General features: G+C 71.0%; 23 protein-coding genes, 2 pseudogenes and 1 riboswitch. Of the genes and pseudogenes, 6 read left to right on the top strand and 19 right to left on the bottom strand.

All coding sequences use genetic code 11. The annotated features are described in order from the left end of the window. Positions 1–31: 31 nt before the first annotated feature. Positions 32–1,675 (bottom strand): peptide ABC transporter substrate-binding protein, encoded by a 1,644-nt coding sequence (locus AB3K78_RS02270; RefSeq protein WP_416445814.1) that lies wholly within the window; start codon positions 1,673–1,675, stop codon positions 32–34. A 253-nt stretch (positions 1,676–1,928) separates the two neighbouring features. Between AB3K78_RS02270 and AB3K78_RS02265 the strand changes: the two genes are divergently transcribed. Next, entirely contained in the window at positions 1,929–2,759 is an 831-nt protein-coding gene (locus AB3K78_RS02265) for a CPBP family intramembrane glutamic endopeptidase (RefSeq protein ID WP_416445812.1), read from the top strand. 25 nt (positions 2,760–2,784) lie between these two features. On the opposite strand, the gene AB3K78_RS02260 is transcribed toward AB3K78_RS02265, so the two are convergent. The 3 genes from AB3K78_RS02260 to AB3K78_RS02250 form a co-directional block, all read right to left on the bottom strand. Continuing rightward, the gene (locus AB3K78_RS02260; RefSeq protein WP_416445810.1) at positions 2,785–3,363 is read right to left on the bottom strand and encodes a hypothetical protein; all 579 of its coding nucleotides are present in this window, start codon (positions 3,361–3,363) and stop codon (positions 2,785–2,787) included. Positions 3,364–3,372: 9 nt separating this feature from the next. Next, positions 3,373–4,281: a homocysteine S-methyltransferase family protein gene (locus tag AB3K78_RS02255; protein ID WP_416445808.1), complete on the bottom strand. Its 909-nt coding sequence runs from the start codon at positions 4,279–4,281 to the stop codon at positions 3,373–3,375. Between the two features lie 110 nt (positions 4,282–4,391). After that, positions 4,392–5,048, bottom strand: a complete 657-nt coding sequence (locus AB3K78_RS02250) for a DUF1345 domain-containing protein (protein WP_416445806.1) — start codon at positions 5,046–5,048, stop codon at positions 4,392–4,394. Positions 5,049–5,216: 168 nt separating this feature from the next. On the opposite strand from AB3K78_RS02250, the gene AB3K78_RS02245 reads away from it, so the two are divergent. Then, positions 5,217–6,809 (top strand): isocitrate lyase, encoded by a 1,593-nt coding sequence (locus tag AB3K78_RS02245; protein ID WP_416445804.1) that lies wholly within the window; start codon positions 5,217–5,219, stop codon positions 6,807–6,809. A 204-nt stretch (positions 6,810–7,013) separates the two neighbouring features. On the opposite strand, the gene AB3K78_RS02240 is transcribed toward AB3K78_RS02245, so the two are convergent. Continuing rightward, positions 7,014–7,634 (bottom strand): response regulator, encoded by a 621-nt coding sequence (locus AB3K78_RS02240; protein ID WP_416445802.1) that lies wholly within the window; start codon positions 7,632–7,634, stop codon positions 7,014–7,016. Next, on the bottom strand, positions 7,631–8,623 hold the full coding sequence (locus AB3K78_RS02235; RefSeq protein WP_416445800.1) for a sensor histidine kinase: 993 nt from the start codon (positions 8,621–8,623) through the stop codon (positions 7,631–7,633). Before AB3K78_RS02235 ends, AB3K78_RS02240 begins: the two co-directional genes overlap by 4 nt. A 338-nt stretch (positions 8,624–8,961) precedes the next feature. Here AB3K78_RS02235 and AB3K78_RS02230 point away from each other — a divergent pair, with 338 nt between their 5' ends. Both AB3K78_RS02230 and AB3K78_RS02225 read left to right on the top strand, forming a co-directional pair. Further along, on the top strand, positions 8,962–10,173 hold the full coding sequence (locus AB3K78_RS02230; RefSeq protein WP_416445798.1) for an ABC transporter permease: 1,212 nt from the start codon (positions 8,962–8,964) through the stop codon (positions 10,171–10,173). Next, positions 10,170–10,898, top strand: coding sequence for an ABC transporter ATP-binding protein (locus tag AB3K78_RS02225; RefSeq protein WP_416445796.1), 729 nt, complete (start codon positions 10,170–10,172; stop codon positions 10,896–10,898). Before AB3K78_RS02230 ends, AB3K78_RS02225 begins: the two co-directional genes overlap by 4 nt. 240 nt (positions 10,899–11,138) lie before the next feature. Here the strand turns inward: AB3K78_RS02225 and AB3K78_RS02220 are convergent, their stop codons facing one another. From AB3K78_RS02220 to AB3K78_RS02185, 8 genes and pseudogenes are all read right to left on the bottom strand, one after another. Then, positions 11,139–11,483 (bottom strand): DUF559 domain-containing protein, encoded by a 345-nt coding sequence (locus tag AB3K78_RS02220; protein WP_416445794.1) that lies wholly within the window; start codon positions 11,481–11,483, stop codon positions 11,139–11,141. A gap of 1,005 nt (positions 11,484–12,488) precedes the next feature. After that, positions 12,489–12,773: a hypothetical protein gene (locus AB3K78_RS02215; RefSeq protein ID WP_416445792.1), complete on the bottom strand. Its 285-nt coding sequence runs from the start codon at positions 12,771–12,773 to the stop codon at positions 12,489–12,491. Further along, a pseudogene (gene gcvP / locus AB3K78_RS02210) lies at positions 12,770–15,653 on the bottom strand (aminomethyl-transferring glycine dehydrogenase). Before gcvP ends, AB3K78_RS02215 begins: the two are co-directional and overlap by 4 nt. A gap of 65 nt (positions 15,654–15,718) precedes the next feature. Beyond that, on the bottom strand, positions 15,719–16,093 hold the full coding sequence (gene gcvH / locus AB3K78_RS02205; RefSeq protein ID WP_416445790.1) for a glycine cleavage system protein GcvH: 375 nt from the start codon (positions 16,091–16,093) through the stop codon (positions 15,719–15,721). A 1-nt stretch (position 16,094) separates the two neighbouring features. Beyond that, positions 16,095–17,317: pseudogene (gcvT, locus tag AB3K78_RS02200) on the bottom strand (glycine cleavage system aminomethyltransferase GcvT). Between the two features lie 74 nt (positions 17,318–17,391). Then, a riboswitch (glycine riboswitch) is annotated at positions 17,392–17,488 on the bottom strand. A 30-nt stretch (positions 17,489–17,518) separates the two neighbouring features. After that, positions 17,519–17,986, bottom strand: a complete 468-nt coding sequence (locus AB3K78_RS02195) for a pyridoxamine 5'-phosphate oxidase family protein (protein ID WP_416445788.1) — start codon at positions 17,984–17,986, stop codon at positions 17,519–17,521. Next, the gene (locus AB3K78_RS02190; protein WP_416445786.1) at positions 17,983–18,852 is read right to left on the bottom strand and encodes a hypothetical protein; all 870 of its coding nucleotides are present in this window, start codon (positions 18,850–18,852) and stop codon (positions 17,983–17,985) included. Before AB3K78_RS02190 ends, AB3K78_RS02195 begins: the two co-directional genes overlap by 4 nt. A 25-nt stretch (positions 18,853–18,877) precedes the next feature. After that, a complete protein-coding gene (locus AB3K78_RS02185; RefSeq protein ID WP_416445784.1) occupies positions 18,878–19,849 on the bottom strand; it encodes a hypothetical protein in 972 nt (323 codons plus the stop codon). 54 nt (positions 19,850–19,903) lie between these two features. Between AB3K78_RS02185 and AB3K78_RS02180 the strand changes: the two genes are divergently transcribed. Next, on the top strand, positions 19,904–20,449 hold the full coding sequence (locus AB3K78_RS02180) for a GNAT family N-acetyltransferase (RefSeq protein ID WP_416445782.1): 546 nt from the start codon (positions 19,904–19,906) through the stop codon (positions 20,447–20,449). Between the two features lie 6 nt (positions 20,450–20,455). On the opposite strand, the gene AB3K78_RS02175 is transcribed toward AB3K78_RS02180, so the two are convergent. The 4 genes from AB3K78_RS02175 to AB3K78_RS02160 all read right to left on the bottom strand — a co-directional run bounded on the left by AB3K78_RS02175 (position 20,456) and on the right by AB3K78_RS02160 (position 22,624). After that, positions 20,456–20,911 (bottom strand): SRPBCC family protein, encoded by a 456-nt coding sequence (locus AB3K78_RS02175; protein ID WP_416445780.1) that lies wholly within the window; start codon positions 20,909–20,911, stop codon positions 20,456–20,458. Next, positions 20,908–21,540: a class I SAM-dependent methyltransferase gene (locus tag AB3K78_RS02170; RefSeq protein ID WP_416445778.1), complete on the bottom strand. Its 633-nt coding sequence runs from the start codon at positions 21,538–21,540 to the stop codon at positions 20,908–20,910. Before AB3K78_RS02170 ends, AB3K78_RS02175 begins: the two co-directional genes overlap by 4 nt. A gap of 21 nt (positions 21,541–21,561) precedes the next feature. Continuing rightward, positions 21,562–21,957: a zinc ribbon domain-containing protein YjdM gene (locus AB3K78_RS02165; RefSeq protein ID WP_416445776.1), complete on the bottom strand. Its 396-nt coding sequence runs from the start codon at positions 21,955–21,957 to the stop codon at positions 21,562–21,564. Between the two features lie 64 nt (positions 21,958–22,021). Beyond that, complete coding sequence (locus tag AB3K78_RS02160; protein ID WP_416445774.1) at positions 22,022–22,624, bottom strand: GrpB family protein; 603 nt, start codon at positions 22,622–22,624, stop codon at positions 22,022–22,024. A gap of 75 nt (positions 22,625–22,699) precedes the next feature. On the opposite strand from AB3K78_RS02160, the gene AB3K78_RS02155 reads away from it, so the two are divergent. Beyond that, complete coding sequence (locus tag AB3K78_RS02155) at positions 22,700–23,098, top strand: hypothetical protein (protein WP_416445772.1); 399 nt, start codon at positions 22,700–22,702, stop codon at positions 23,096–23,098. 34 nt (positions 23,099–23,132) lie between these two features. Here AB3K78_RS02155 and abc-f read toward each other — a convergent pair whose 3' ends face one another. Continuing rightward, positions 23,133–24,794 (bottom strand): ribosomal protection-like ABC-F family protein, encoded by a 1,662-nt coding sequence (gene abc-f / locus AB3K78_RS02150; protein WP_416445770.1) that lies wholly within the window; start codon positions 24,792–24,794, stop codon positions 23,133–23,135. Between the last annotated feature and the right edge of the window lie 29 nt (positions 24,795–24,823).

Here is a 24,823-nt window from a genome sequence, read left to right as displayed (position 1 = left end):
GCGGGTGCGCCCGGGGCCTCATCAGGCGGCGTTACTTCGCGGCCGTCTTGGTGATCTCGTAGTACAGCGGGACCGAGTTCCACCCGAAGGTGACGTTCTCGACGCCGGTACCGTAGCCACCCGAGACGTTCGAGTACCACAGCGGGATCGCGGGCAGGTCCTTGTTCAGGACCTCCTGCGCCTGGTGGAACTTGTCGTTCGCGGCCTTCACGTCCTTCTCGGCCAGACCCTCTTCGAGCAGCTTGTCGAACTCGGGGTTCGAGTAGTCGCCGTCGTTCGAGGATGCGCCGGTCTTGTACAGCGGAGCCAGGAAGTTGTAGAGACCCGGGTAGTCGCCCTGCCAGCCCGAGCGGAACGCGGTCTGGATCTTGCGGTCGGTGATCGACTGGCGGAAGTCACCGAACAGCGGGTTCGGAGCGCCCGAGGCGTCGATGCCCAGCGAGTTCTTGATGTCGTTGGTCACGGCATCGACCCAGCCCTGGTGGCCGCCGTCGGCGTTGTAGCCGATCTGGAACTTGCCCGACCACTTGGAGATCTTGTCGGCCTCGGCCCACAGCTCCTTGGCCTTCTTCGGATCGTACTTCAGGACGTCGCCGCCCTTGAGGTTCTTGCTGTATCCGTCGATGACCGGCGACGACCAGTCGGTCGCGGTGGTGCGGGTCTTGTAGAAGATCTTGTCGGTGATCTGGTCGCGGTTGATCGACATCGAGATGGCGGCGCGGCGCAGCTCGCCCTCCTTGCCGCTGAAGTGCGGCAGGCGGGACGGGATCGTGAACGACTGGAAGATCGCGGCCGGCTGGTTGACCGCGCGGTCGCCCAGGTCGGTCTGGAAGGTCGCGAGACCCGAGTCCGGGATCGCGTCGAGCACGTCGAGGTGACCGCCCTGGAGATCGGCGTAGGCCGCGTCCTGCGAGTCGTAGAACTTGATGGTCACGCCACCGTTCTTCGGTGCGCGATCGCCCTTGTACTCGTCGTTCTTGACGAGGTCGATCTTCTGCTTGTGCACCCAGCCGTTGGCCGCGACCTTGTAGGGGCCGTTGCCGATCGGGTTCTGGCCGAACTCCTTGGTCACGTTGCCCTTGGCGTCGAACGCCGACTTGGGCAGCGGGTAGAACGACGAGTAGCCGAGCTGCAGCGGGAAGTCGGACTGCGCCGCCTTCAGCGTGACCTCGAAGGTGGTCGGGTCGACGACCTTCAGGCCCGAGAGCTTCGCGTCCTTCTTGTCGTCGAAGCCCTCGATGTTGGAGAACCAGCTCGAGTTCTTGCGCGCGTTCGACAGCTTCGCGGCGTCGTTCCACGCGTTGACGAACGAGTCGGCGTCGACCGGGTCGCCGTTCGTGAACTTCTGATCGGCCTTCAGCTTGATGGTGAAGACCTTCGAGTCCTTGGTGTCGATGGACTCCGCCACGTCGTTCTGGGGCTTGCCCTTCGCGTCGTAGTACACCAGGCCGGCGAAGATCGCGTCGAGGATCTTTCCGCCGCCCACCTCGTTGGTGTCGCTGGGGATCAGGCCGCTCTCCGGCTCCGATCCGTTCGCGGTGATGATGGCCGACGCGTCGCCCTTGGGCGTCGATCCCTTGTCTCCGCCGGTGCTCGACGACGAGCAGCCCGCGAGTGCAAGTGAGCCCGCTGCGGCGAGGGCGATGAGCCCGAGGCCGATCCGAGTTCGCTTCAAGATATTCCTCCTTGTTCAGGTTCCGCGGAGGTGCCCCGGACGTCGAGAACGCCCCATCGCACTCCGCGGAGTTCAACCGACCAGAGCCTAATCGGAAGGCGTCTGGACAAACGGCCAACGCGCGCGAATCGCGACCCAATCGTGACGAAAGCCGGGGAAGCCACAATAGCTCCGCCAGAATGCGCAGACGGTTTTGTGGACATCGAACAGTCGCCACGGATTCGCCGAGCTTCCCCGCCACTACGCTGGGCGCGTGGAACTCTCCGAACGCGCTCCGGGGTCCCTCGACTCGCAGCGCTCCCCAGCCCGGCTCCGCTGGGAGATCGCCATCGTGCTCGCGCTCTCGCTCGGAGCCTCGGCGGTCTACGCGATCGTCGCGATCGTCGAGCGGCTGAGCCGCGAGACCGCGCTGTCCTCGCAGACCGCGACCATCAACTCACCCCTCGACGAGCGACCCCTGTTCGACCTGATCTACCAGCTGCTCTCATTCGGCTTCGGCCTGGCGCCGGTCGCGCTCGTCGCATTCCTGCTCTGGCGCGAGCGGGCTCCACACCTGGGCGCGCTCGGGCTCGGCGCTCCCGTCCGCGGTTCGAGCTCGCTCCGCGGCCCCTGGTGGGGGCGCGAGGCGGGCGGCGGAGTCCTGCTCGCCGCGGCGATCGGGATCCCGGGGCTCGCGTTCTACGTCGTCGCCAAGGCCATCGGGATCAACGCGACCGTGATCCCGACCGCACTGGATGCCGTGTGGTGGGCCGTCCCCGTCCTCGTCCTGCAGGCGCTCAAGGCGGCGCTGACCGAGGAGCTGATCGTGGTCGCGTACCTCTTCGAGCGGCTCAAGCGCCTCGGCGTCGGCCCCGTCGCCACGGTCGTGTCGAGCGCGCTGCTGCGCGGGACCTACCACCTGTACCAGGGCTTCGGCGGCTTCATCGGGAACGTCGTGATGGGCCTCGTCTTCGGCTGGTGCTATCAGCGGTGGGGCCGGGCGCTCCCCCTCGTCGTGGCGCACTGGATCCTCGACATCGTGAGCTTCGTCGGGTACCCGCTGGCCGTCGCGCTCTGGCCCGCGCTGTTCGCGGCCACGAAGTAGCGCCGCTCGGCCGCGGGGGCCACGCTCAGAGCGGCTTGATCGTCTTGACGGTCTCGGCCAGCTGACCCCAGATCTCGTCGTACAGTTCGGGCGCCTCGGCGCACTTCTCGCCGGGCCGCAGCACCACGTACTTGCCGTCGGTGCCCTTCGTGATGCCGAACTGCTTGCGCATGGCCGCGCAGGACTCGGGCAGCTTCTCGATGAGCGGCGACGTCAGCACGAGATTCTGCTGCGCGTCGATGGCGTACTGCGAACTGCCGAACTTGTTCGACAGCTGCGCCTGCACGCCCCAGGGCTCGATCGCGAGCTTCTGCGACGGCCCCATGGTGACGACCGGCACGTCATCGGTCTTGGGCGTCTCGGTCGGCGTCGGCGTCTCGCTCGGCGTCGTGGACGGCGACGGCGAGGAGGTCTGGGACGTCGACGGCTTCGGAGCTGCGGTGGGGGCGATGCTCTCGGCCCGACCGAAGGTCACCAGGAGGATCGAGACGACGATCGCGACGACGGCGATCGCGCCGACCGTGATCCACGGCACCAGGTGCGGATTGCGCTCCGGTACCTCGACCTCGGTCTCGACAAGCTCGGGAATCAGCGGATCAGTCACCCGGACAGCCTAGCGACTCGAAGCGGGAGTGCCCCGCAGGAGTCCTGCGAGTGCGTCGAGGTGCGGTGCATCGGTACCGCAGCAGCCGCCGAAGACCCGTGCGTTCGGGGCGAGAGCCCGCAGCGCCAGCACGCCGGCGGCGAACGCCGTCGGCTCGTCGCCTGGTCCGTCGTCGCCCTCGCGCGCGGCATTCAACCGGAATCCGGCGATCCGGCTCAGCGCGGCGGAACCGTCGCGCAGGCCCTCGGCCACCTCCGAGGGGTGCGCGCAATTGACGAGGTACCCCTCGATACCGCCCCCGGTCGCCGCATCGGCCTCGGCGATGGCCTCGGAGAGCGAAGAGCCGTCGGCCAGGCGCCCGTCTCCTCCGACCGTGAACGACACGAACGCGGGTACGCGGAGCGCCATCGCCGCTCGGGCCACCCCGATCCCCTCGGCCGCGTCGAGCACCGTCACCGCGGTGATCCGATCCGCACCGGCCGCCGCGAGCGCGGCGACCTGGGGCGCGTGGTACCGCTGGGCCTCTTCGGCCGTCATGCGCCGCTCGGCCTCGAATTCGTCGGAACGCGGACCGACGCACCCGTTCACGACCACCTCCGCGTCGGGCGCGATCTCGTCGGCGACCTCGCGCACGAACGCCGCCGCGTCCTCGTTGATCCGCTCGAGCCGCGCATCGTCGGCACCGAGCAGCTCGCCCCAGTCGGGGTTGGCCCGCCAGGTCGGGGTGTCGAGCACGATCGGCAGATCCGACGCGTCCGCGAGCTCGATGAACGGCGCGTAGTACTCGCGCAGCGCCCGACGCCCTTCGGCGCTGTCGAGCAGGACGAACGCGGCGAACTCGGGCAGGTCCTGCCCCAGACGATCGACAAGCGCGGTCTCGATGCCGCCGTCGGTGATCCACTGCTGGGTGTCGTGCATTCCGGTGCTCCCTCGCTGCCGTCGATCCGGTTCGCCTCCATCCTCACACGGCGACGCCCGCCGCCGCCCGGGGCGTGTCGCGCGGCCGCGCCGAGCCGGGGCGCCCCGGGTCAGCCGAGGCCCGACACCAGGTTGATGACGGTCGCGAGGATCCCCGCGCCGAAGAGATAGGCGAGCGTCGTCTGCGCGATCACGATGCGACGGATCTCGTTGCGCGTCACGTTCGTGTCGGCGACCTGGTAGGTCATGCCGAGTCCGATGGAGAAGTAGGCGAAGTCGGTGTATTCCGGTGGCTCCTGCTGGTTGAAGTCGATGCCCCGCTTGATCTCGCCGTCGCCGCGATCCTCGTAGTAGCTGCGGGCGAAGTGCAGCAGGTAGTTGACCTGGATCAGCGCCCACGACGCCACGATGCTGACCACGGCGATACCCGCGAGCCAGTACGTCTCGGCCCCGCTCGCGTGCCGCGCCTGGATCATCACGATCACGACGGCGGCCAGGCTCACGACGCTGCCCGCGATGGCGATGAGGCGCGCGATGCGCCGGCCCGGATCCTCCGCCGTCGCGTGCGCTCGCGTCGCCTCGGCGTCCATGGGCCACACCTGCAGCAGCGCCCAGACGGTGCTCACGCAGGCGAGCGCGCCCCAGCCCGCGAGCAGCCCCGCGGCGAGGCCGAGCGCCGGGCCCGCGCTCGCGCCCGCGACGATCCCCAGGAGGACCGCGATCCCCCACCGCAGTCGCAGCTGCGCCCGATCCGAGAGTCCGCTCATGCCGCGATCCTAGTGCGGCCGGAATCCGCTCTTGGGCCACTTCGCAACCCGGATATTTTCCGTCGAGCAGAAATACGCCGAATCTTCACCCCCGAAATGGCCGATTCGGCCGCTCCGGCTCGGTCATTGTGGAATCAATCACCGAAGATCCACCGTCAAGGAGTCATCATGACCGCGTTCCAGAACGACATCGAAGCCGCACAGGGCCTGAAAGACCAGAACGGTTCCGGCTGGGATGCGATCAACCCCGAGCACGTCGCTCGCATGCGGGCCCAGAACCGCTTCCGGACCGGCCTCGAGATCGCTCAGTACACCGCCGACATCATGCGCCGCGACATGGCCGAGTACGACGAGGATTCCTCGGTCTACACCCAGTCGCTCGGCGTCTGGCACGGCTTCGTCGGCCAGCAGAAGCTGATCTCGATCAAGAAGCACCTGAAGACGACCAACAAGCGCTACCTGTACCTCTCGGGCTGGATGGTCGCCGCCCTCCGCTCCGAGTTCGGGCCCCTGCCCGACCAGTCGATGCACGAGAAGACCGCCGTGCCCGCGCTCATCGAGGAGCTCTACACCTTCCTCCGCCAGGCCGACGCCCGCGAGCTCGACCTGCTCTTCACCCAGCTCGACGACGCACGCGCCGCCGGCGACGAGACCGCGGTCGAGTTCCTCCAGTCGCAGATCGACACCTACGAGACCCACGTCGTGCCGATCATCGCCGACATCGACGCCGGCTTCGGCAACCCCGAGGCCACCTACCTGCTCGCCAAGAAGATGATCGAGGCGGGCGCCTGCGCGATCCAGATCGAGAACCAGGTCTCGGACGAGAAGCAGTGCGGCCACCAGGACGGCAAGGTCACCGTGCCGCACGAGGACTTCATCGCGAAGATCAACGCGGTCCGCTACGCCTTCCTCGAGCTCGGCATCGACAACGGCATCATCGTCGCCCGCACCGACTCGCTCGGCGCCGGCCTCACCCAGAAGCTCGCCGTCACGAACACCCCCGGCGATCTGGGAGACCAGTACAACTCGTTCCTCGACGTCGAGGAGATCTCCGAGGCGGAGCTCGGCAACGGCGACGTCGTGATCAAGCGCGACGGCAAGCTGCTCCGCCCGAAGCGCCTCGCCTCGAACCTCTACCAGTTCCGCAAGGGCACCGGCGAGGATCGCGTCGTGCTCGACTGCATCACCTCGCTGCAGAACGGCGCCGACCTGCTCTGGATCGAGACCGAGAAGCCGCACGTCGAGCAGATCGCCGGCATGGTGGATCGCATCCGCGAGGTCGTCCCGAACGCGAAGCTGGTCTACAACAACAGCCCGTCGTTCAACTGGACCCTCAACTTCCGCCAGCAGGCCTTCGACCAGCTCGTCGAGGAGGGCGCCGACGTCTCGGCCTACGACCGCGACAAGCTGATGAGCGTCGAGTACGACGAGACCGAGCTCGCCCGCATCGCCGACGAGAAGATCCGCACGTTCCAGCGCGACGGCTCGGCCCGCGCCGGCATCTTCCACCACCTCATCACCCTGCCGACGTACCACACGGCGGCGCTGTCGACCGACAACCTCGCGAAGGGCTACTTCGGCGACGAGGGCATGCTGACCTACGTCCGCGACGTGCAGCGCCAGGAGATCCGCCAGGGCATCGCCACCGTCAAGCACCAGAACATGGCCGGCAGCGACATCGGCGACAACCACAAGGAGTACTTCGCCGGTGACGCGGCCCTCAAGGCCGGCGGCAAGGACAACACGATGAACCAGTTCTGACCCGAGGTTCGTCCGCGAGCAGGGCCCCGGCTTCGGCCGGGGCCCTGCTCGCGTTCCAGGCCTCGCGTTCCCGGGCCTCGCATTCCCGGGCCTCGCGTTCCCGGGCCTCGCATTCCCGGGCCTCGCGTCAGGTGCGCGTGCGGCCTTCCGCACCGCGCGGCAGGCGCGATATCGGCGCGATCCGTGCGCGCCGACGAGCGCCGGCTACCGCAGCACGCCGAGGTCGCGCGCGGTCGCGACGGCGGCCGTGCGCGAGGAGACGCCGAGCTTCGAGAAGATGTGCACCAGGTGCGATTTCACGGTGGCATCGGAGATGTGCAGCCTGGCCGCGATCGCGCTGTTGCTCTCGCCGTCGGCGACGAGGCGGAGCACCTCGGTCTCGCGGGCGCTGAGGCTCGCCTGCGGGGTGCGGATCCGGGCCAGCAGCCGTCCGGCGATGGCCGGCGCGAGCGCGCTCTCCCCCGCCGCGGCCGCGCGGACCGCGGCGATCAGTTCGGCGGGCGGAGCGTCCTTGAGCAGGTAGCCGCTGGCACCGGCCTCGACCGCGCCGAGGATGTCGCCGTCGGTGTCGTAGTTGGTGAGCACCAGCACCGCCGGCGCGCCGGCGAGGGCGCGGATCCTGCGGGTCGCGTCGGCGCCCGTCTGGTCCTGCCCGAACTGGAGGTCCATGAGGACGACGTCGGGGCGTTCGGCGGCGGCGAGCGCGACCGCTTCGTCGGGCGTCGCGGCCTCACCCACGATCTCGAGTTCGGGGTCGCCCTCGAGCAGGGCCCGAATGCCGGCGCGTACCACGGGGTGGTCGTCGGCGAGCACGATGCGGATCACGTGTCGTTCCCTTCGAGGGTGACGGAGAGACGGGTGCCGCGACCGGGCGCGGACTCCACGGCGAGGGTGCCGCCGAGCTGCCGGGCGCGCTCGGCGATGGCGCGCAGGCCGAAGCTGTCGCCGGACCCGCTGCCGGTGGCGACGTGCTCCGGGTCGAAGCCGACGCCGTCGTCCTGCACGGTGAGCGAGACCCGGCCGTCGAACGCCTCGACCACGATCTTCGCGTGACCCGCAGCCGCGTGCCGCACGACGTTCGATACCGCGCCCTGAGCGATCCGCAGCAGCGCGGTCTGCGTGCTCATCGGCAGGTGCAGTTCGTCGGGCGTCTCGACCGCGATCGCAAGGCCCGAGCGGCGGCTCTGATCCTCGGCGAGGCGCCGGAGCGCCGCGGCGAAGCCGTCGTCGAGGGAGGGCGGTGCGAGTTCGCGGATGAATCGACGGGTCTCGGCGAGGCTGTCGGCCGCCGTGTCGCGGGCCAGCCGCACGTACCGGGCGCCCGCGCCGTCGGGATCGTCGCGTTCGGCGGCGTGCAGCAGCATCTGGATGCTCGACAGGCCCTGCGCGACGGTGTCGTGGATCTCGCGTGCGAGGCGGGATCGTTCCGCGAGCGCGCCCTGCTCGCGCTCCGTCGCCGCGAGCCGTTCGCGGGTGCGCAGCAGTTCGTCGACCAGTTCTTGCCGTTCGGCGGCTTCGCGGGCGAGCGCACGGTATCCGAGTCCGATGAGGATCGCGGCTCCCGCGCCCACGAGCGGGCCGATGACCCCGCCGATGCTGAACCCGAGGTGCAGGCCGAGCGCGAGGATCGCGATCGCGGTCGACGCGATGACGGCGACGATCCCGCCCGCGCCGGGCAGCACGTGCAGGTAGAGGAAGAAGAGCGGGAACACGAGGTAGGCCCCCTCGGGCGCGAGCCAGACGAGCACCGCCCACAGCAGGGTGAGGGCGGCCACCCAGAGCGTCGCGGGCACCCGTCTTCTGGGGAGCAGCACGCCCCCGCGTAGACGGCGACGAAGAGGACCGCGATGAGCAGCGCCCAGGGCGCGCTCGCGCGCTCGGTGACGAAGCCGGGCACGACGGCGAACGCGGCGAGCCCCACGAGCAGCACGTGCAGGCCGACGCGGAGCCCGACGAACACGGGGGTGAGAGTCGCGTGGGCCATGGACCTCCAGCGTAGGCGGGGCGCAGCGGCTGCGCATCCTCCGAAAGTTGGAACGGGACCCCGCCTTTCGACGCGGCAAGACCGACCGAAGCGGCGATGACGCCGGCCCTCGACGCGAGGAGCCTGGAATGGTGCCGCTCGCATCGCGCGGCCGGAAGGAAGCAACTCGTGTTCGTCGCCTGGAGAGACCTGCGGTTCGCCCGCGGACGGTTCCTGCTCATCGGGGCCGTCGTCGCCCTCATCACCCTCCTCGTCGGGTTCCTCGCCGGTCTCACCGGCGGCCTCGCCTCGCAGAACGTCTCTGCGGTGCTGGGGCTGCCCGGAGATCGACTGGTGCTGCAGGATCCCGCCTCGGGGTCGCCGTCGTTCGGCACCTCGGAGATCGATGCGAAGGCCGTGCAGGACTGGCGCGACGCCCCCGGTGTCTCGTCGGTGCTGCCGGTCGGAATCGCGCAGGGCCGGGCGCAGCTCGGCGGGACGGGCAGCGGCAGCGAATCTGTCGGCTCGGCCGGCCCGGCCGGCCCGGCCGGCCCGGCCGGCTCGGCCGGTTCCGCGGGCGCATCCGGCTCGGCCGGCTCCTCGGCGACGTCGAGCGGGTCCCCGGTCGGAGTCGCGCTGTTCGGCTTCCCCGCGCAGTCCGGGAGCGGCGAACGCACCGACCTCACCCGACTCGCGCCCGCGAAGGACGACGAGGTCGGCCTGTCGGCAGGCGCGGCGAAGGATCTCGGGGCTTCGGTCGGCGACCGGATCTCGGTCGCCGGGTCCGTGTACCGCGTGTCGAAGGTCGGCAGAGAAGCCTGGTACAGCCACACGCCGGTCGTCGCGATGACCCCGGCCTCATGGCAGACCGCCTCCGAGCGCATGGGCGGGTCCGGCGGCGACGCGGTCACCGTGCTCGCCGTGTCGGGATCCCCCGACTGGGACGCGGTGGCGTCGTCGACGAAGACCGTCGCCCAGCCGACGCTCACCAGCCTCGGCGCGCTCGAGACGTTCAAGTCGGAGATCGGATCGCTCGGCCTCATGATCGCCATGCTCTTCGGCATCTCGGCGCTCGTGGTCGGCGCGTTCTTCACCGTCTGGACCATGCAGCGGGCCGGTGACATCGCGGTGCTGAAGGCGCTCGGTGCGACCACCGGTTCGCTCGTGCGCGACGCGCTCGGCCAGGCGCTCGTGGTGCTCGTGCTCGGCATCGGCGTCGGTCTCGCTCTCGTCGTCGGGCTCGGCACGCTGGCCGGAGGCGCCCTGCCCTTCCTGCTCAGCCCGCTCACCACGGCGCTCCCCGCCGTGATCATGGCGGCGCTCGGTCTCGCCGGCGCCGCGTTCGCACTCCGTTCCGTGACCTCAGCAGACCCCCTCACCGCACTCGGGAGCCACCGATGATCCAGCTCGACAACATCACCCTCACCTTCCCGGACGGCGACAGCCGGATCACGGCGGTCGATCGCGTTTCGCTCACTGCCCGCTCGGGTTCCGTGGTCGGGATCACGGGACCGTCCGGCTCCGGCAAATCCAGCCTGCTCGCGGTCGCCGCGACGCTGATCCGCCCCGATTCCGGGCGCGTGCTGATCGGCGACGGTGCGGAAGCCATCGACGCGGCTGCGCTCTCGGCGAAGGAGGCGACCGCGTTGCGCCGCGAACGCATCGGGATCGTGTTCCAGCAGTCGAACCTGATCCCGTCCCTCACCGCCCGCGAGCAGCTGTTCGCCATGGCCGAGCTGGGCGGCAGCCGCGCCGCCCGTTCCGCCCGCCGGACCGCGATCCGCGCCCGGACGGACGAACTGCTCGATGCGGTCGGGCTCTCCGATCACGCAGACAAACGCCCCAGCCAGCTGTCCGGCGGGCAGCGGCAGCGCGTCGCAATCGCCCGGGGACTGGTGCACGATCCTGATGTGCTGCTGATCGATGAGCCGACCAGTGCGCTCGACCAGGAGCGGGGCGCCGAGATCATGGCGCTCATCGCCCGACTCGCCCACGAGCGCGGCACGGCGACGCTGCTGGTCACACACGATCTGGTGCACTCGGCCGCCCTCGATGAGCTCGTGACGGTGGTCGACGGCCGCATCGAAGCGCGGGAGTCGATCTCGGATCGAGCGCTCGCAGCGTAGCCCATGGGCCGGGCGGGGTCAGAGCCGGGGCTCCGTCGAGCGGCCTCCCGCCGGCCCCGGCCAGCACCTGACCGGGGCCGGCTCGGTTCGGGTCGGGTCGGCCACGTTTGGCTTGGCCTGGCTCAGCTCGGCTTGGCCTGGCTTGGCCACGGTCCGCACCCGGCTCGGTTCTGGAGTCGGCTCTCGACGCCGTTCCCTTCAGGGTTTCGGCTCGATGCGGCTCTCGCTCCCGCGCTCCCATCAACACTCCACGAAGAACCTCGCCAGGTGCGGGGCGATCGGCACCGGAGCGCGACCGAGGAACTCGCACAGTCGCCGCCGTGTCGCGACCAACCGCTCCGGCCGAAAGTCCTCCTTGTGCAGACGCAGGATCCGATAGCCGGCCTCTCGCGCCCGTTCGAGTCGACGGAGGTCTTTCAGGTACTGGGCGCGATCCGTTCGATGCTGCTCGCCGTCGTATTCGATGATGAGCTTCCGGGCCCGGTCCACAAGGTCGAACCGCCCGATCCAGTACCCCTCGTCGTCGCAGACGTCGACCTGCAGATCGAGGTCGTCGAGCCCCATTCTGGCCAGCTCGAACCGCACGAGGCTCTCATATCGCGACTCCGCGCCCTCGCGCGCGACCTCGGCCGCCGCGCGGAGTCGAACGATGCCGCGGTCCCGGAGCAGGCGAAGACGGTCTCGCAAGGGGAGAGCGACACCATGGCCCGTTCTTCACCGGGGCGCCCGCGCGGAACCGCAAGCGCGTCGATCGCGACGACGAGTTCGGGAAACGGAAGCAGCGGTGCGGCCTGAACGAGGGCGACGAACGGTGCAACGCGCTGCTCCGCCAGAGGAGCTCGAAGCCGGGCCTCGACGTCCGCGCGTCCGCAGGCAGGGCGCAGCGACTCCCACTCGGACACGAGGGAAGCACTCAGCCGATGTCCGACGACGCCCGCGCGACGCACCGGTGCGCATGGCGCCGGAACCGACAGGTGAGGGGTGGGACTGCACCGAATCGGAATTCCATGCAGCAGCAGCGCAAAGGTATGGCTGAAGCGCTCTCCGTCTCTCAGAAGAGGGACGAAGTTCGCGGCGTCGCGGAGCGCAGATGCTGCCAAGAACGGGGCCGGGAACTCCCGTCGATTCGACGGAGGGGGTCGATGGCGGGGTGCCCGTGCGACGCCTCGAAAGGGGCGGCTGAATCGGGAATGCGAGATCACGCCGCGGCTCAGACCCCCGCCTCCAGATCGGGTGGATCGGATCGGTGCGTCTCTCAAATCCGCGGGGAGCTCTCTCGGTGTTCTGGGCATACCCAGGAGTCTCGGGGAGATTCCGCTGCCATGCCGGGTTTCCACAACTGCCAGGCCACCCGTCAGCAGGAATTGCACAGATGCGTCATGTGCAGGCCAAATCGCGCTCGTCTCGCTGGTCCTTGCGCCGCCTCCGCTCTAGTCGAAATTGCAGTTGTCCATGGAATCACGGAGGATTCCGTGGACAACTGCAATCTCGAGCGAAACGAGCGAAATGCTGCAGCGTCACAGGGTGCGAGCGCATGCGGCAGGACCGCACAGGCCGAGGGCGGCGAGCGCAAGCACCGCTCAGCACCGCTCAGCCCCGCTCGTTGCCGCGCCGGTAGTTGCCCGTCGCCTTCGCGAGCAGCAGCTGGTCCCGAACGGGATCCGCCCCCAGCGAGGACGCGAGGCGCTCCCCCGCGGCGCCGCCGATGACCGACACCACACGGCCACCGCGCGTCACCCGCACTTCCCCGGACTTCGTCACCCGGTATTGGAACGGGTCGGCGGCGAGCCCGCGCGGCAGTCCACCGCGCGAGCCCGCCTCATCGTCCGCCGAGCTCGCCCCCGAGCTCACCCCCGAACCCACCGCCGGGCTCACTCCCCCGCAGCGTTCCCCGCTTCGAACGCCTCGTCGAACGCTTCGGGCGGCGGGCACGCGCACACGAGATTGCGGTCGCCGTGCGCGTTGTCGATGCGGCGCACGGGCGGCCAGTACTTGCGGCGCACGATGCCGGGCACGGGGTATGCGGCGAGCTCGCGCCCGTAGGGGTGCTCCCAGGTGTCGACGATCACGGAGCGTGCCGTGTGCGGGGCCCCGCGCAGCGGGTTGTCCTCGGCAGGCCACTCCCCTCGTCCGACCGCGTCGGCTTCGGCGCGGATCGCGATCATCGCCTCGACGAACCGGTCGAGCTCGGCGAGGTCCTCGCTCTCAGTCGGTTCCACCATGAGCGTGCCCGCGACGGGGAACGACATGGTCGGGGCGTGGAAGCCGTAGTCGATGAGGCGCTTCGCGACGTCGTCGACGGTCACCCCGGTCTCGTCCTTCAGCGGCCGCAGATCGAGGATGCACTCGTGCGCGACGAGCCCGTCGGGGCCCGAGTACAGCACCGGGTAGTGCTCGCGCAGGCGGGACGCCACGTAGTTCGCGGCGAGCACGGCCGAGGCGGTGGCCTCGGCGAGGCCGTCGGCCCCCATCATGCGCACGTACGCCCACGAGATCGGCAGGATCCCGGCGCTGCCGTAGGGGGCGGCCGAGACGGGCCCGCCCCCGTGGGCGATGCCGCCCTCGGGATCGCCGAGCCGGGCGTGCTCGCTCGACTGCGCGAGCGGGTGCCCCGGCAGGAACGGCGCGAGGTGCGCCTTCGCTGCCACGGGGCCGACACCGGGACCGCCGCCGCCGTGCGGGATGCAGAACGTCTTGTGCAGGTTGAGATGCGACACGTCGCCGCCGAACTCGCCGAAGCGGGCCGCTCCCACGAGCGCGTTGAGGTTGGCCCCGTCGATGTAGACCTGGCCGCCGGCCGCGTGCACGGCGTCGCAGATCTCGGTGACCGCCCGCTCGTAGACGCCGTGCGTCGACGGGTAGGTGATCATGAGGGCCGCGAGACGCTCGGCATGCGCGTCGATCTTCGCGCGCAGGTCGTCGAGGTCGACGTCGCCGTGCTCGTCGCACGCGACGACCACGACGCGCATGCCGGCGAGCACCGCCGAGGCGGCGTTCGTGCCGTGCGCGCTCGACGGGATCAGGCAGACGTCGCGCTCGGTGTCGCCGTTCGCACGATGGTAGCCGCGGATCGCGAGCAGGCCCGCGAGCTCCCCTGGCTACCCGCGTTGGGCTGCAGCGAGACGGTGTCGTAGCCGGTCGCCTCGGCGAGCCACGACTCGAGCTGCCGCACGAGTTCGAGCGTTCCCGCGACGTCCTCGGCGGGCGCGAACGGGTGCAGCTCCTGGAACTCCGACCAGCTCACGGCGGCCATCTCGGTCGCCGCATTGAGCTTCATGGTGCAGGATCCGAGCGGGATCATGCCGCGGTCGAGCGCGTAGTCGCGGTCGGCGAGTTCGGCCAGGTACCGCATCATCGAGGTCTCGGATCGGTGCGCGTGGAACACCGCGTGGGTGAGGTACTCGCTCGAGCGACGCAGCGGCTCGGGCAAGGCATCACCGGGCTCTTCGGCGAAGGCGGCCGAGACCGGGCCGCCGACGAACGCGCCGACGACCTCGACCAGGTCCTCGCCGGTCGTGGTCTCGTCGACCGCGACCTGCACCGTCTGCGCGTCCACGCGCCAGAGCAGGATCCCCGACTCGTGCGCGCGCGCCACGACCTCGGCCGCGGGATCCCCGTCGCCGGAGACCCGCACCCGGACCGTGTCGAAGAAGTGCTCGTGCACGGTCTCGAAGCCGCGCTCGGCGAGCAGGCCTGCGAGGGCCCGCGCCTTCCCTGCCACCTCGGTCGCGATCCGGCGGATCCCCTCGGGCCCGTGGTACACGGCGTACATCGACGCCATGACCGCGAGCAGCACCTGGGCCGTGCAGATGTTCGAGGTCGCCTTCTCCCGCCGGATGTGCTGCTCGCGCGTCTGCAGGCTCAGCCGGTAGGCCGGGGCCCCCTCGGCATCGACGCTCACGCCGACGAGTCGACCCGGCATCTGGCGTTCGAGGCCCGAACGAACGGCGAGGTACCCGGCGTGCGGGCCGCCGAAGCCGAGCGGCACGCCGAAGCGCTGGGTGGTGCCCACGGCGATGTCCGCACCGAGCTCGCCCGGGCTCGTGAGCAGTGCGAGCGCCAGCGGATCGGCAGCGACCACGCCGAGGCCCCCGCGTCGCGCACCGCGCCGAGGATCCGCGAGGGATCCCATACCCGCCCCGACGCACCCGGGTACTGCGCCATGACGCCGAACGCTTCCGGCAGCGCCGCCGGGTCCGCCTCGGCGAGGTCGATCTCGAGCACCTCGATGCCGAGCGGTTCGGCCCGGTGGTGCACGAGCGCCCGGGTCTGCGGCAGCGCGTCGGCGTCGAGCAGGAACACCTGCGACGACGCCCGCGAGGCGCGACGAGCGAGCAGCATGGCTTCGACGACCGCGGTGCCCTCGTCGAGCATGGAGGCGTTCGCGGTGGCGAGCCCGGTCAGGTCGGCGACCATGGTCTGGAAGTTGATGAGCGCTTCGAGCCGGCCCTGCGAGATCTCGGGCTGGTACGGCGTGTAGGCCGTGTACCAGCGCGGGTTCTCGAGCACGTTGCGGGCGATCACCGACGGGGTGCGCGTGCCGAAGTAGCCGAGGCCGATCATGGATCGGCGCACGGTGTTGCGCGAAGCGAGCTCGCGCAGTTCGGCGAGCGCCTCGGCTTCGGTGGCCGCCGCGGGGATCGCGCTCGGCGCACCGGCGTCCGCCGCGGCGTCGATCAGGATCGTCTCGGGGATCGCCGCACGCATGAGCGCGTTCAGATCGTCGACCCCCTCGACCCCGAGCTGCGCGAACATGCGCTCCCGGTCGGCCGCGCGGGTGCCGATGTGGCGCGATGAGAACTGTTCGGGCACCGCGGGCCTCAGCCGTCGATCTCGGCGGCGTACGCCTCGGCGTCGAGCAGGTCCTCGGGCAGCGCGTCGGGGCGCACCCGCACGAGCCAGGCGTCGCCGAAGGGATCCTGGTTGACGAGCTCGGGAGCGTCGACCACCGCGTCGTTCGCCTCGACGACCTCGCCGTCGAAGGGCGCGAAGAGCTCCCCCACCGACTTGGTCGACTCGATCTCGCCGATCACGGATCCGCGGCTCACGCGGGTGCCGGCAGCGGGCAGCTCGACGAAGACGACGTCGCCCAGCTGCTCGGCCGCGTGGGAGGTGATGCCGACGGTGGCGATGTCGCCGTCGAGGCGGATCCACTCGTGCTCGCGGGTGTACTTCAGCTCTGCGGGAAGGCTCATGTCAGGCCTGCTTTCGGGTGTAGAACGGGAGGGGGTCACGGTGGCGGGGAGCACGCGCCCCCGCACGTCGATGCCGAGCGCGGTGCCGGCCTCGGAGTATTCGGGATCGACGAAGGCCATCGCGATCGGATGGCCGAGCGTCGGAGAGAGCACGCCGCTCGTCACGATCCCGATCGGCTCGGCCCCGTCGGCGCTCGGATCGACGCCGTCGGCGTAGACCTCGGCGCCGGCGCGAGCGGCGCGGCGGCCCTCGGCGGTGAGCCCGACGAGCACGCGCGCCGAAGCGGGGTCGAAGGCCTCGACGGCCGCGCGCCCCGCGAAGTCGTCGGGCTTGCCGAGTGCGACCACGCGGCCGAGGCCCGCCTGCGCGGGCAGGATCTCGGGCGAGAGCTCGTGCCCGTGCAACGGCATTCCGGCCTCGAGCCGCAGGGTGTCGCGCGCCGCGAGCCCCGCCTGGACGAGCCCGAAGGGCTCACCCGCTTCGAGCACGGTGTACCAGAGGTCGAGCGCGTCGATCGCGGGTATCAGGATCTCGAAGCCGTCCTCGCCCGTGTAGCCGGTGCGCGCGATGAGCACGGGTGCGACGTCGAACGCTCCCGGCACTCCGAAGGTGCCGCCGAGGCTCGCGTAGTAGCCGAGCTCGGAGAGCGGCGCGTCGGGGACCAGGGTGTCGACCGCCTCGAGGATCCGCTGGGCCGCGGGTCCCTGCACGGCGATCAGCGCGTAGGTGTCGGAGACGTCCTCGACCGAGCGCTCGCCCGTGCCCGCCCCGGCGGCGGCCTCGAGCGCCGTGGCGACGGCGTCGCGGTTGCCCGCGTTGGCGATGATGAGGAAGGTGTGCTCGGCCGTGCGATACACGATCAGGTCGTCGACGACCCCACCGCGTTCGTTGAGGAGCAGCGAGTACTTCGCCTTGCCGACGCGCATGGTCGAGATGAGGCCCGCGAGCACGCCGTCGAGGAACGCGCCGGCATCGGGCCCTTCGATGAGGAACTCCGACATGTGCGAGATGTCGAACAGGCCGGCAGCGCGGCGCACGGCGTGATGCTCGTCGAGGTCGCTCGTGTAGCGGACGGGCATCTGCCAGCCGCCGAAGTCGGTGAAGACGGCTCCGGCGGATTCGTGGGCGGGGAAGAGCGGGGTACGGCGTTCGGTCACGACGAGTTCTCCGGTCCATTCGGACGCCCGAGCACCGTGCTCGGGCGAGAACTCCCCCTCTGTCATTGGCCTGAGAGCTTCGCGCGGCGTCGCGCTTTCACCGTCGGCGGGGACATCGGCGTCCCGCTTTTCAGAGTGGCCTCGCCTGCGCGGTACTGGACCTGAGAGATTGGCGGGGAAGCTTGCTCCTTCGGTGCCGCTCGACGGGTGTTCGAGCGGCTCTCCCGCGCTGGCGAATGGGCCGGATATTCGGTTGCTGCGGCCAGCCTAGCCGGTCCGCGGCTCCGCTCGCATCCCTCGGGTCTCGGCGATCCGGGGCGGATCGGTCCGGTAGTCCCCGAGGCGCGCCCAGTCGAGCCGGATCCGCACGACCGCGATATCGTCCCGGGCGAGCGAATCGGCGAACTCGGGGAACGAGAGGGCGTACGCGGCCGCCGCTGCGGCGCGATCCGCCCCGCTCGTCACGACCGCCGTGCCCTCGGCTTGCAACGAGGCGCCGTCCGCACCGCCGACCACGATCGCGACGCGGGGGTCGCGCACGAGGTTCGCGATCTTGCGCGAGTCGACGCGCGCGTCGAAGACGAGGTCGCCCGCGTCGGTCGCCGCGAACGGCAGATACGCGGCCTGAGGCGCCCCGTCGGGGCCGAGCGTCGAGACGGTGCCGTCCCGGTGCGCTCGGACAAAGGCGACGATCGCGGCGGCGCCGAGCGGTTCGGCGTCGCGTTCCGCGCTCATCCGTTCGCCGCCGTGCCGGCGCCGGGGTTCCCGGTCCATCGGAACGCGCCGAGCCCGCCGAGGGGCACCGCGCGTGCGCGCTCGACCGTGCCCCCGGTCAGGAATCCGCGGCGTCCGAGCGCGTCCAGCGCCGCGTTCCGATCCGCGAGGGCGCGCTCCCGGTCCTCCGGCGGCAACGCCGCCGCGAGCGCGATCGCATCGGGTCCGGCAGGCGTTCCGGGCCGCGGCTGCCCCGGATCCGGATCCGGATCCCCGTGCGCGTCCTCCTCGCCCGGCGCCCGATGCCGCACCCGCAGCAGCACCGCGATGCCGACGACCGCTGCGACGAGCAGCGCCGCCCGCACCGGCCAGAGCCAGCCGGTCAGCCCCGCGAACTCGTCGCGCGCCGCCACGTTGGCGAGGCCGACCGTCGCGAAGCCCGCCATGACGAAGGAGAGCACGGCGTAGCCGAGCAGCATCGGGTTCCAGCGCGCGCCGCGCGCGAGCCAGGCGATCGCTCCGACGAGCAGCACTGCCGTCGTGATCCCGAAGCACCAGCTCGAGACGGGGACGGCGTGCGCCGCCTCGATGGGCGGGACACTGTGAAACAGCACGCCCGGCGCTTCGGCATAGATCGCGACCCCGAGGATCGGCGCGACGCCGATGGCGCCGAAGAGGAGCAGCCCGCCGAGGCAGGAGAGCGTGCCCTGGTGATCGCTCGCGCCGGGCCGGATCCGCTCGGCGAGCGCCGCGCCCTGCGTGCCGAGCGCGGCGACCACCTCCGGGTGCCGCTGCAGGGCGTAGGCTTCGAGCGTCTCGAGGTCGGGGTCGACGGACAGCGACAGTTCCTCGGCCCACTCCTCCGCGGTCTCGTAGCTCAGGCTCATGATGCCGGTCAGGCTAGCAGCGGGATCAGCGGAGCGCAGCCATCACGCGCTCGATGTCGGTGCCGCCGTCGGCGCAGATCCTGGCGAGCACCTCGACCGGGTCGAGTTCGTCGACGGCGGTGAGCGCGGCGAGGATTCCGCCTGGTTCTTCTCCCGCCGGACCAACTCCGGTTCCGGTACCCGCGACCCGACGCGCTTCCCGGTCGAGGCGCGCCCGCCAGTCGTCCCGCACCGTCTGCGGGACCCCGCCCCGCGCATCGACGATCGTGCGCAGGGCCCCGACGTACCCTGCCGCGTCGGGCGGCTGCGGGCGCCGCTCGCCGCGCTGCTGTTCCTCGGGCGTGAGCCCGGCGCGGGCGCGCCGCCACCGCATCGTGAGCAACGCCGCGAGCAGCACGGCACCGCCGGCGCACGCGTACCAGAGCCGGAGCTGGTCCGAGGAGTACGCCGTCTCGCGCAAGTGCAGCCCGGACGCGCGGTACAGGAGCACCAGCGCGAGCAGACCCGAGCTGGTCCAGGTCCCGACCTCGGCGACGAAGATCGGATACCCCCGTCGCGGTGGCGGCAACAGATGCAGCAGAGCTGCCGCCGAAAGCGCGACGATCCCGGCGACGACCGCGATCGGCCACGCGATATCGGCTCTGGTCGAGGTGAGCTGCTTGATCGGCCCGAACGTGGAGGCGAGTCCGATCAGCGCGACCGCGAGCGCGACGCAGAGGCTCCCCCACAGGATCCGGCCGAACGGCCCGGGGCGTTCGAGTGCCGTCGCACCGCGCCGGGCGGCGAGTGCGCTCGCCGCCCGGTCGTCGATCTCCCGCCTCCGCACCGCGTGGGTCGCAGCTAGGCGCGGCGCCAGGGTTCTCCGCAGCTCGCGGTCGACGCTCACCGAGCGCGCGGCGAGGATCCCGATCCGTTCGACGTCGGCGTCGGCGAACGCCGCGGGGAAGCCGGCCTCCTCGGCGCGACCCCGGCGACCGCGCTCGGTGCTCTCGCGCATGGCATCACCCTACTGCCGATCCCGCTCGGCTCGACGGGGTGGGAGACTGGGGCGATGATCCTCGAGACCGAACGCCTCCGGCTGCGCGAGATGACGGAGGCCGACCTGCCCGCGCTGCGCGCGATCCTGCGTGATCCCGCCGCGATGGCGGCGTACGAGGGCGCGTTCGACGAGGCGATGGTGCGCGACTGGCTGGACCGGCAGCTCGAGCGCTATCGGCACGATGGGTTCGGCCTCTGGGCGGTCGAGCTGCGCGCCCCCGGGTCGAGCGCCGGCAGCGCGGGAGGCGGAGCCCCGGTGATCGGCCAGTGCGGCATCACGCGTCAGCGCATCGACGGCGACGAGGTGCTCAAGGTCGGATACCTCTTCGCTCGCGAGTTCTGGCACTGCGGCTACGCGACGGAGGCCGCGTCGGCGTGCCGGGATCACGCGTTCGCCGAGCTCGGTGCCGAGCGCGTCTACGCGCAGGTGCGCGACACGAACCTCGCCTCGATGAACGTCGCGATCCGGCTCGGCATGACCGTGCGCAGCCGGTTCGTGAAGCACTACCGAGGGGTGGAGATGCCGCACCTGGCGTTCGCGGTGGATCGGGCGGGATAGCCGCGCTCAGCGCGATCCTTCGAGCTCCTCGCGCAGCCAGGCGTTGCGCCGTTCCAGCAGTCGGGTCAGGTACCGCCGCAGCGCGATCCGCTCGGCGATGCGCCCGAGCGGGCCGAGCGGTGCCGCGCACTCGACCAGGTCGAGCATGCGCGTGCCGGAGCCGTCCGGCTCGAAGCGGTGCTCGTGGTGCCACCTCGCGAACGGACCCGAGACCTGTTCGTCGACGAAGCGGTGCGGCGCTTCGTACGCCGAGATGAGCGAGGTCATGCGCCAGGGGATCCCGAAGTGGACCGCGCGCCAGGTCACCGTCTCACCCGCGCGCATCTCGCCGGAGGTCACTCCCCCGACCGCGCGCTCGCGCGAATCGCTCATCGAGGAGGTGTGCGCGTCGACCGACAGGCTCAGCGCGAAGCACTCGGCCGGGGTAGCCGCGATACGGGTTTCGAGTCGGAGGCGGATCATGCCGCCGCCGCTCCGACGCGCTCCGCGAGATATTCCGCGTGCGGACGGCTGCCCGCATCCGTCCGGGTGCGCACCGAACGCACCGCGAAGCCCGCGCGCTCGAGTTCACGACGCATCTCGGCGACCGGCCAGAAGAAGGCCGTCGTCACGGCGTGGTCGAACGCTTCCAGCCGCGGGCCCTCGAAGCAGCCGAGCAGCAGGGAGCCGCCCGGACGCAGGACGCGGGCGAACTCCCGAAGGATGGCCGGAACGTCCTCGGGAGGGGTGTGGATCACGGAGTACCAGGAGAGCAGTCCGCCCAGCGCGGCGTCCGCGACGGGCAGCGCTTCGAGCGCACCGACGCGGAACCGTGCTTCGGGGAATCGGCTCCGTGCGATGTCGACGAACTCCGGGGTCAGGTCGATGCCCGAGACGTCGACGCCGAGCGTCCGCAGGTGCTCGGTCCAGTGCCCCGGCCCGCAGCCGACGTCCAGCACGGGGCCGACGACGCTCGTGCCCCACGCCGAGATCGTGTCGCGATCCTGCGCCGCGAGCGACTCGACCGAGCCGAGCAGCTCCGTGTATTCGGCGGCCCGGGCACCGTAGGCCGCACCGACCGCGTCCGGGACGCTCCTTCCCTGCGGATCCATCGCCGGCCCGACCCGCGCGCTCTAGGAGACCCGCTTGACGACGCTCGACTTGAGCTGCAGCTTGCCGAATCCGGGCACGCGCGCGTCGATGTCGTGATCGCCCACGCCGTCGGCGATGAGCCGGATGCCGGTGACCTTCGTGCCGACCTTGATCGCGCCACCGCCGCCGCCCGAGACCTTGACGCTCTTCACGAGCGTGACCGTATCGCCGTCGGAGAGGACGTTGCCGACCGCGTCGCGCACGACGCGCTCGCCGTCCGCCGCGTCGCCGTCGGTGCCGTTCGAGGCGCCATCGGCCGGGGCCCACTCATGGCCGCACATGGGGCAGGCCAGCAGCGCGCCCGACTCGTACGCGTACTCGCTCCCGCACTCGGGGCAGGGCGGCAGCTCCGTCCCGGTCTCGGTGGTGTCACTCATGCTCGCGCGGCCCTCCGTGGATTCATTTCGTATGCCGCCACCAGAATACCGGCTCGACGGTCCCTCAGATCAGTCCGGCGGCGCGGAACGCGCGGGCGTAGATCTCGCGGATCGTCTCCTGCTTGCGCAGGTTGTAGTCCATAGTGGTCTCGCCCCGTCGATTGGCCTGCTCGGCCGCTGCGTGCTTGGCCGAAGCGTAGTGCTCGCGATCCCGGGCGTTGCAGCGCAGGTGGTCGCGGAAGATGCGATGTTTCCAGGGTTCGGCGGACTCCGGGCCGAACACGTGCAGGTTCGTCGCGGGGTCCTCCGATCGGAGCATCCGATGCTCCTGCCACCACGGTTCCCGCACCCGCAACACGAATCCGGCCGCCTCCAGCGGAGGCAGCCAGGCCGCCTCGTCGGACGGGTCCGCCACGATCAGGTCGACGTCGATGATCGGCTTCGCGTCGAGGCCGGGCACCGAGGTCGATCCGACGTGGTGCAGTTCGAGGACGCGCGGCCCCAGAGCTCCGCGCACCCGATCGGCGACCGCGTGGAACCGCGCGGGCCAGCCCGGGTCCGCGCGAACCATCTCGATACGCTCCCGCGACCTCGGGCCGACCCACGGCGATGCGCCCGCGGGCACCGGGTCTTCGGAGAAGTCGACGATCTCGCTCGGCGTGGGCATGGATCCAGGCTAGCCGCGCCGGCCGCAGGAACGTTCGACGGTGCGGGATCCCCCGGTCGAACGTAGACTGCGTCCATGTCCGTCTTCGACAAGATCCTGAACTCCCGCATCGTCGATCAGTACGGCGCAGCGCTGGCGCCGTCGTTCGACTTCGTCGACACCTCGGCGGAGGCCCAGATCGAGCTGCCGAACGACCCCGCCGCGGTCGGCGCGGCCGTGGAGCGGGTCGTCGCGGAGGCCGGGCACCAGCTCGCCGGCGTCAGCGACGACCGTCTGGCATTCGCGGTGATCACGAAGAAGACGCTGCTGAGCTGGGAGCTCGCGACGGGGATCGAGATCACGCCGACGCCCCAGGGGTCGCGACTCTCGATCTACCTGGCGAACATGCCCGGCCGGCCGAAGGCGCTGCTCGACGGGCCGAAGAACAAGAAGGTCGCGCAGAAGCTCGCGGAACGGATCCGCGCGGCGGTGTGACGCGTCCGCGGGCGCGGGCGCCGATGGCCCCCGCTCAGACGATGCGATCCTCGACCCGGCCCGCCTCGACGTGCCAGCGCCGGTCGAGTCGCACGTTCTCGAGCATGCGGCGGTCGTGGGTGACGAGCAGCAGCGCACCCTCGTACGCCTCGAGCGCCTGCTCGAGCTGCTCGATGGCCTCGAGGTCGAGATGGTTCGTCGGCTCGTCGAGCACCAGCACGTTGACACCGCGGGCCTGCAGCAGCGCGAGCCCGGCCCGCGTGCGCTCCCCCGGCGACAGCGCGTCCAGAGGCCGCAGCACATGGTCGGCGCGCAACCCGAACTTGGCGAGCAGCGTTCGCACCTCGGCGCTCGTGTACTCGGGAACGAGCGCTTCGAACGCCTCGGCGAGCGGCGCGGATCCGGTCAGCTGGGTGCGAGCCTGATCGATCTGCCCGATGGCGACGGAGCTGCCGAGGCTCGAGGATCCGGCGTCGGGTTCGCGGTCGCCGAGGAGCAGCCGCAGCAGGGTCGACTTGCCGGCGCCGTTGGGTCCGGTGATCCCGATCCGCTCGCCGGCGTCGACCTGCAGCGAGACCGGCCCGAGCACGAAGTCGCCCTGGCGCACGACGGCCTCGTTGAGCGTCGCCACGACCGAGCTGGAGCGCGGCGCGGATCCGATGGTGAACTCGAGGCGCCACTCCTTGCGCGGCTCCTCGACCTCCTCGAGGCGCGCGATGCGGCTCTCCATCTGGCGCACCTTCTGCGCCTGCTTCTCGCTCGACTCCATCGACGCCTTGCGCTTGATCTTGTCGTTGTCGGGCGCCTTCTTCATCGCGTTGCGCACGCCCTTGCTCGACCACTCGCGCTGCGTCCGGGCACGGCCGACGAGGTCGGCCTTCTTCGCCGCGAACTCCTCGTAGTCGTCCCGCGCCTGCTGGCGCAGGATCGCCCGCTCCTCGAGGTAGGCCTCGTAGCCGCCGCCGTAGACGCGGTTGGTGTGCTGCGCCAGGTCGAGTTCGAGCACGCGGGTGACGGAGCGCGCCAGGAACTCGCGATCGTGGCTCACGAGCACGACACCGCCGCGCAGCCCCCGGACGAAGGCCTCGAGCCGGGACAGCCCGTCGAGGTCGAGATCGTTGGTCGGTTCGTCGAGCAGCACGATGTCGAAGCGCGAGCAGAGCAGCGCCGCGAGCGCGACGCGCGCCTTCTGCCCGCCCGAGAGCGAGGTCATGAGCGCATCGACGCCGAGATCGAGCCCGAGCTCGGCGAGCACCGCGGGAAGGCGATCCTCCAGGTCGGCGCCTCCCGAGGCGAGCCAGCGGTCGAGCGCGACGGAGTACTCCTCGGCGGGATCGGGACCGCCGGGCACCGCCGAATCGGGGTCGGCGAAGGCCGCGGAAGCCGCATCCATGCGCGCGGTCGCCGCCGCGACACCCGTCCGGCGCGCGACATACGCCCCGAGGGTCTCGCCATCGACCGGCGTGTGCTCCTGCGGCAGCCACCCGACGAACGCGTCGGACGGCGCGAGCGAGACGCTGCCGGCCTGCGGGTCGAGCTCGCCCGCGAGGATCCGCAGCAGCGTCGACTTGCCCGCCCCGTTCATGCCGACGACGCCGATCACGTCGCCCGGGGCGACCGTCAGGTCGAGCCCGTCGAACAGGGTGCGGTGGGCGTACCCTCCCGCGAGGCCGTTGGCCACGAGCGTTGCAGTCACCCGTCAACTGTAGACGGGCGGCGCCTCCC

This window comes from Leucobacter sp. HNU (assembly GCF_047946755.1).
GTDB lineage: Bacteria > Actinomycetota > Actinomycetes > Actinomycetales > Microbacteriaceae > Leucobacter.
This window is presented reverse-complemented; position numbering and strand designations above follow the sequence as displayed.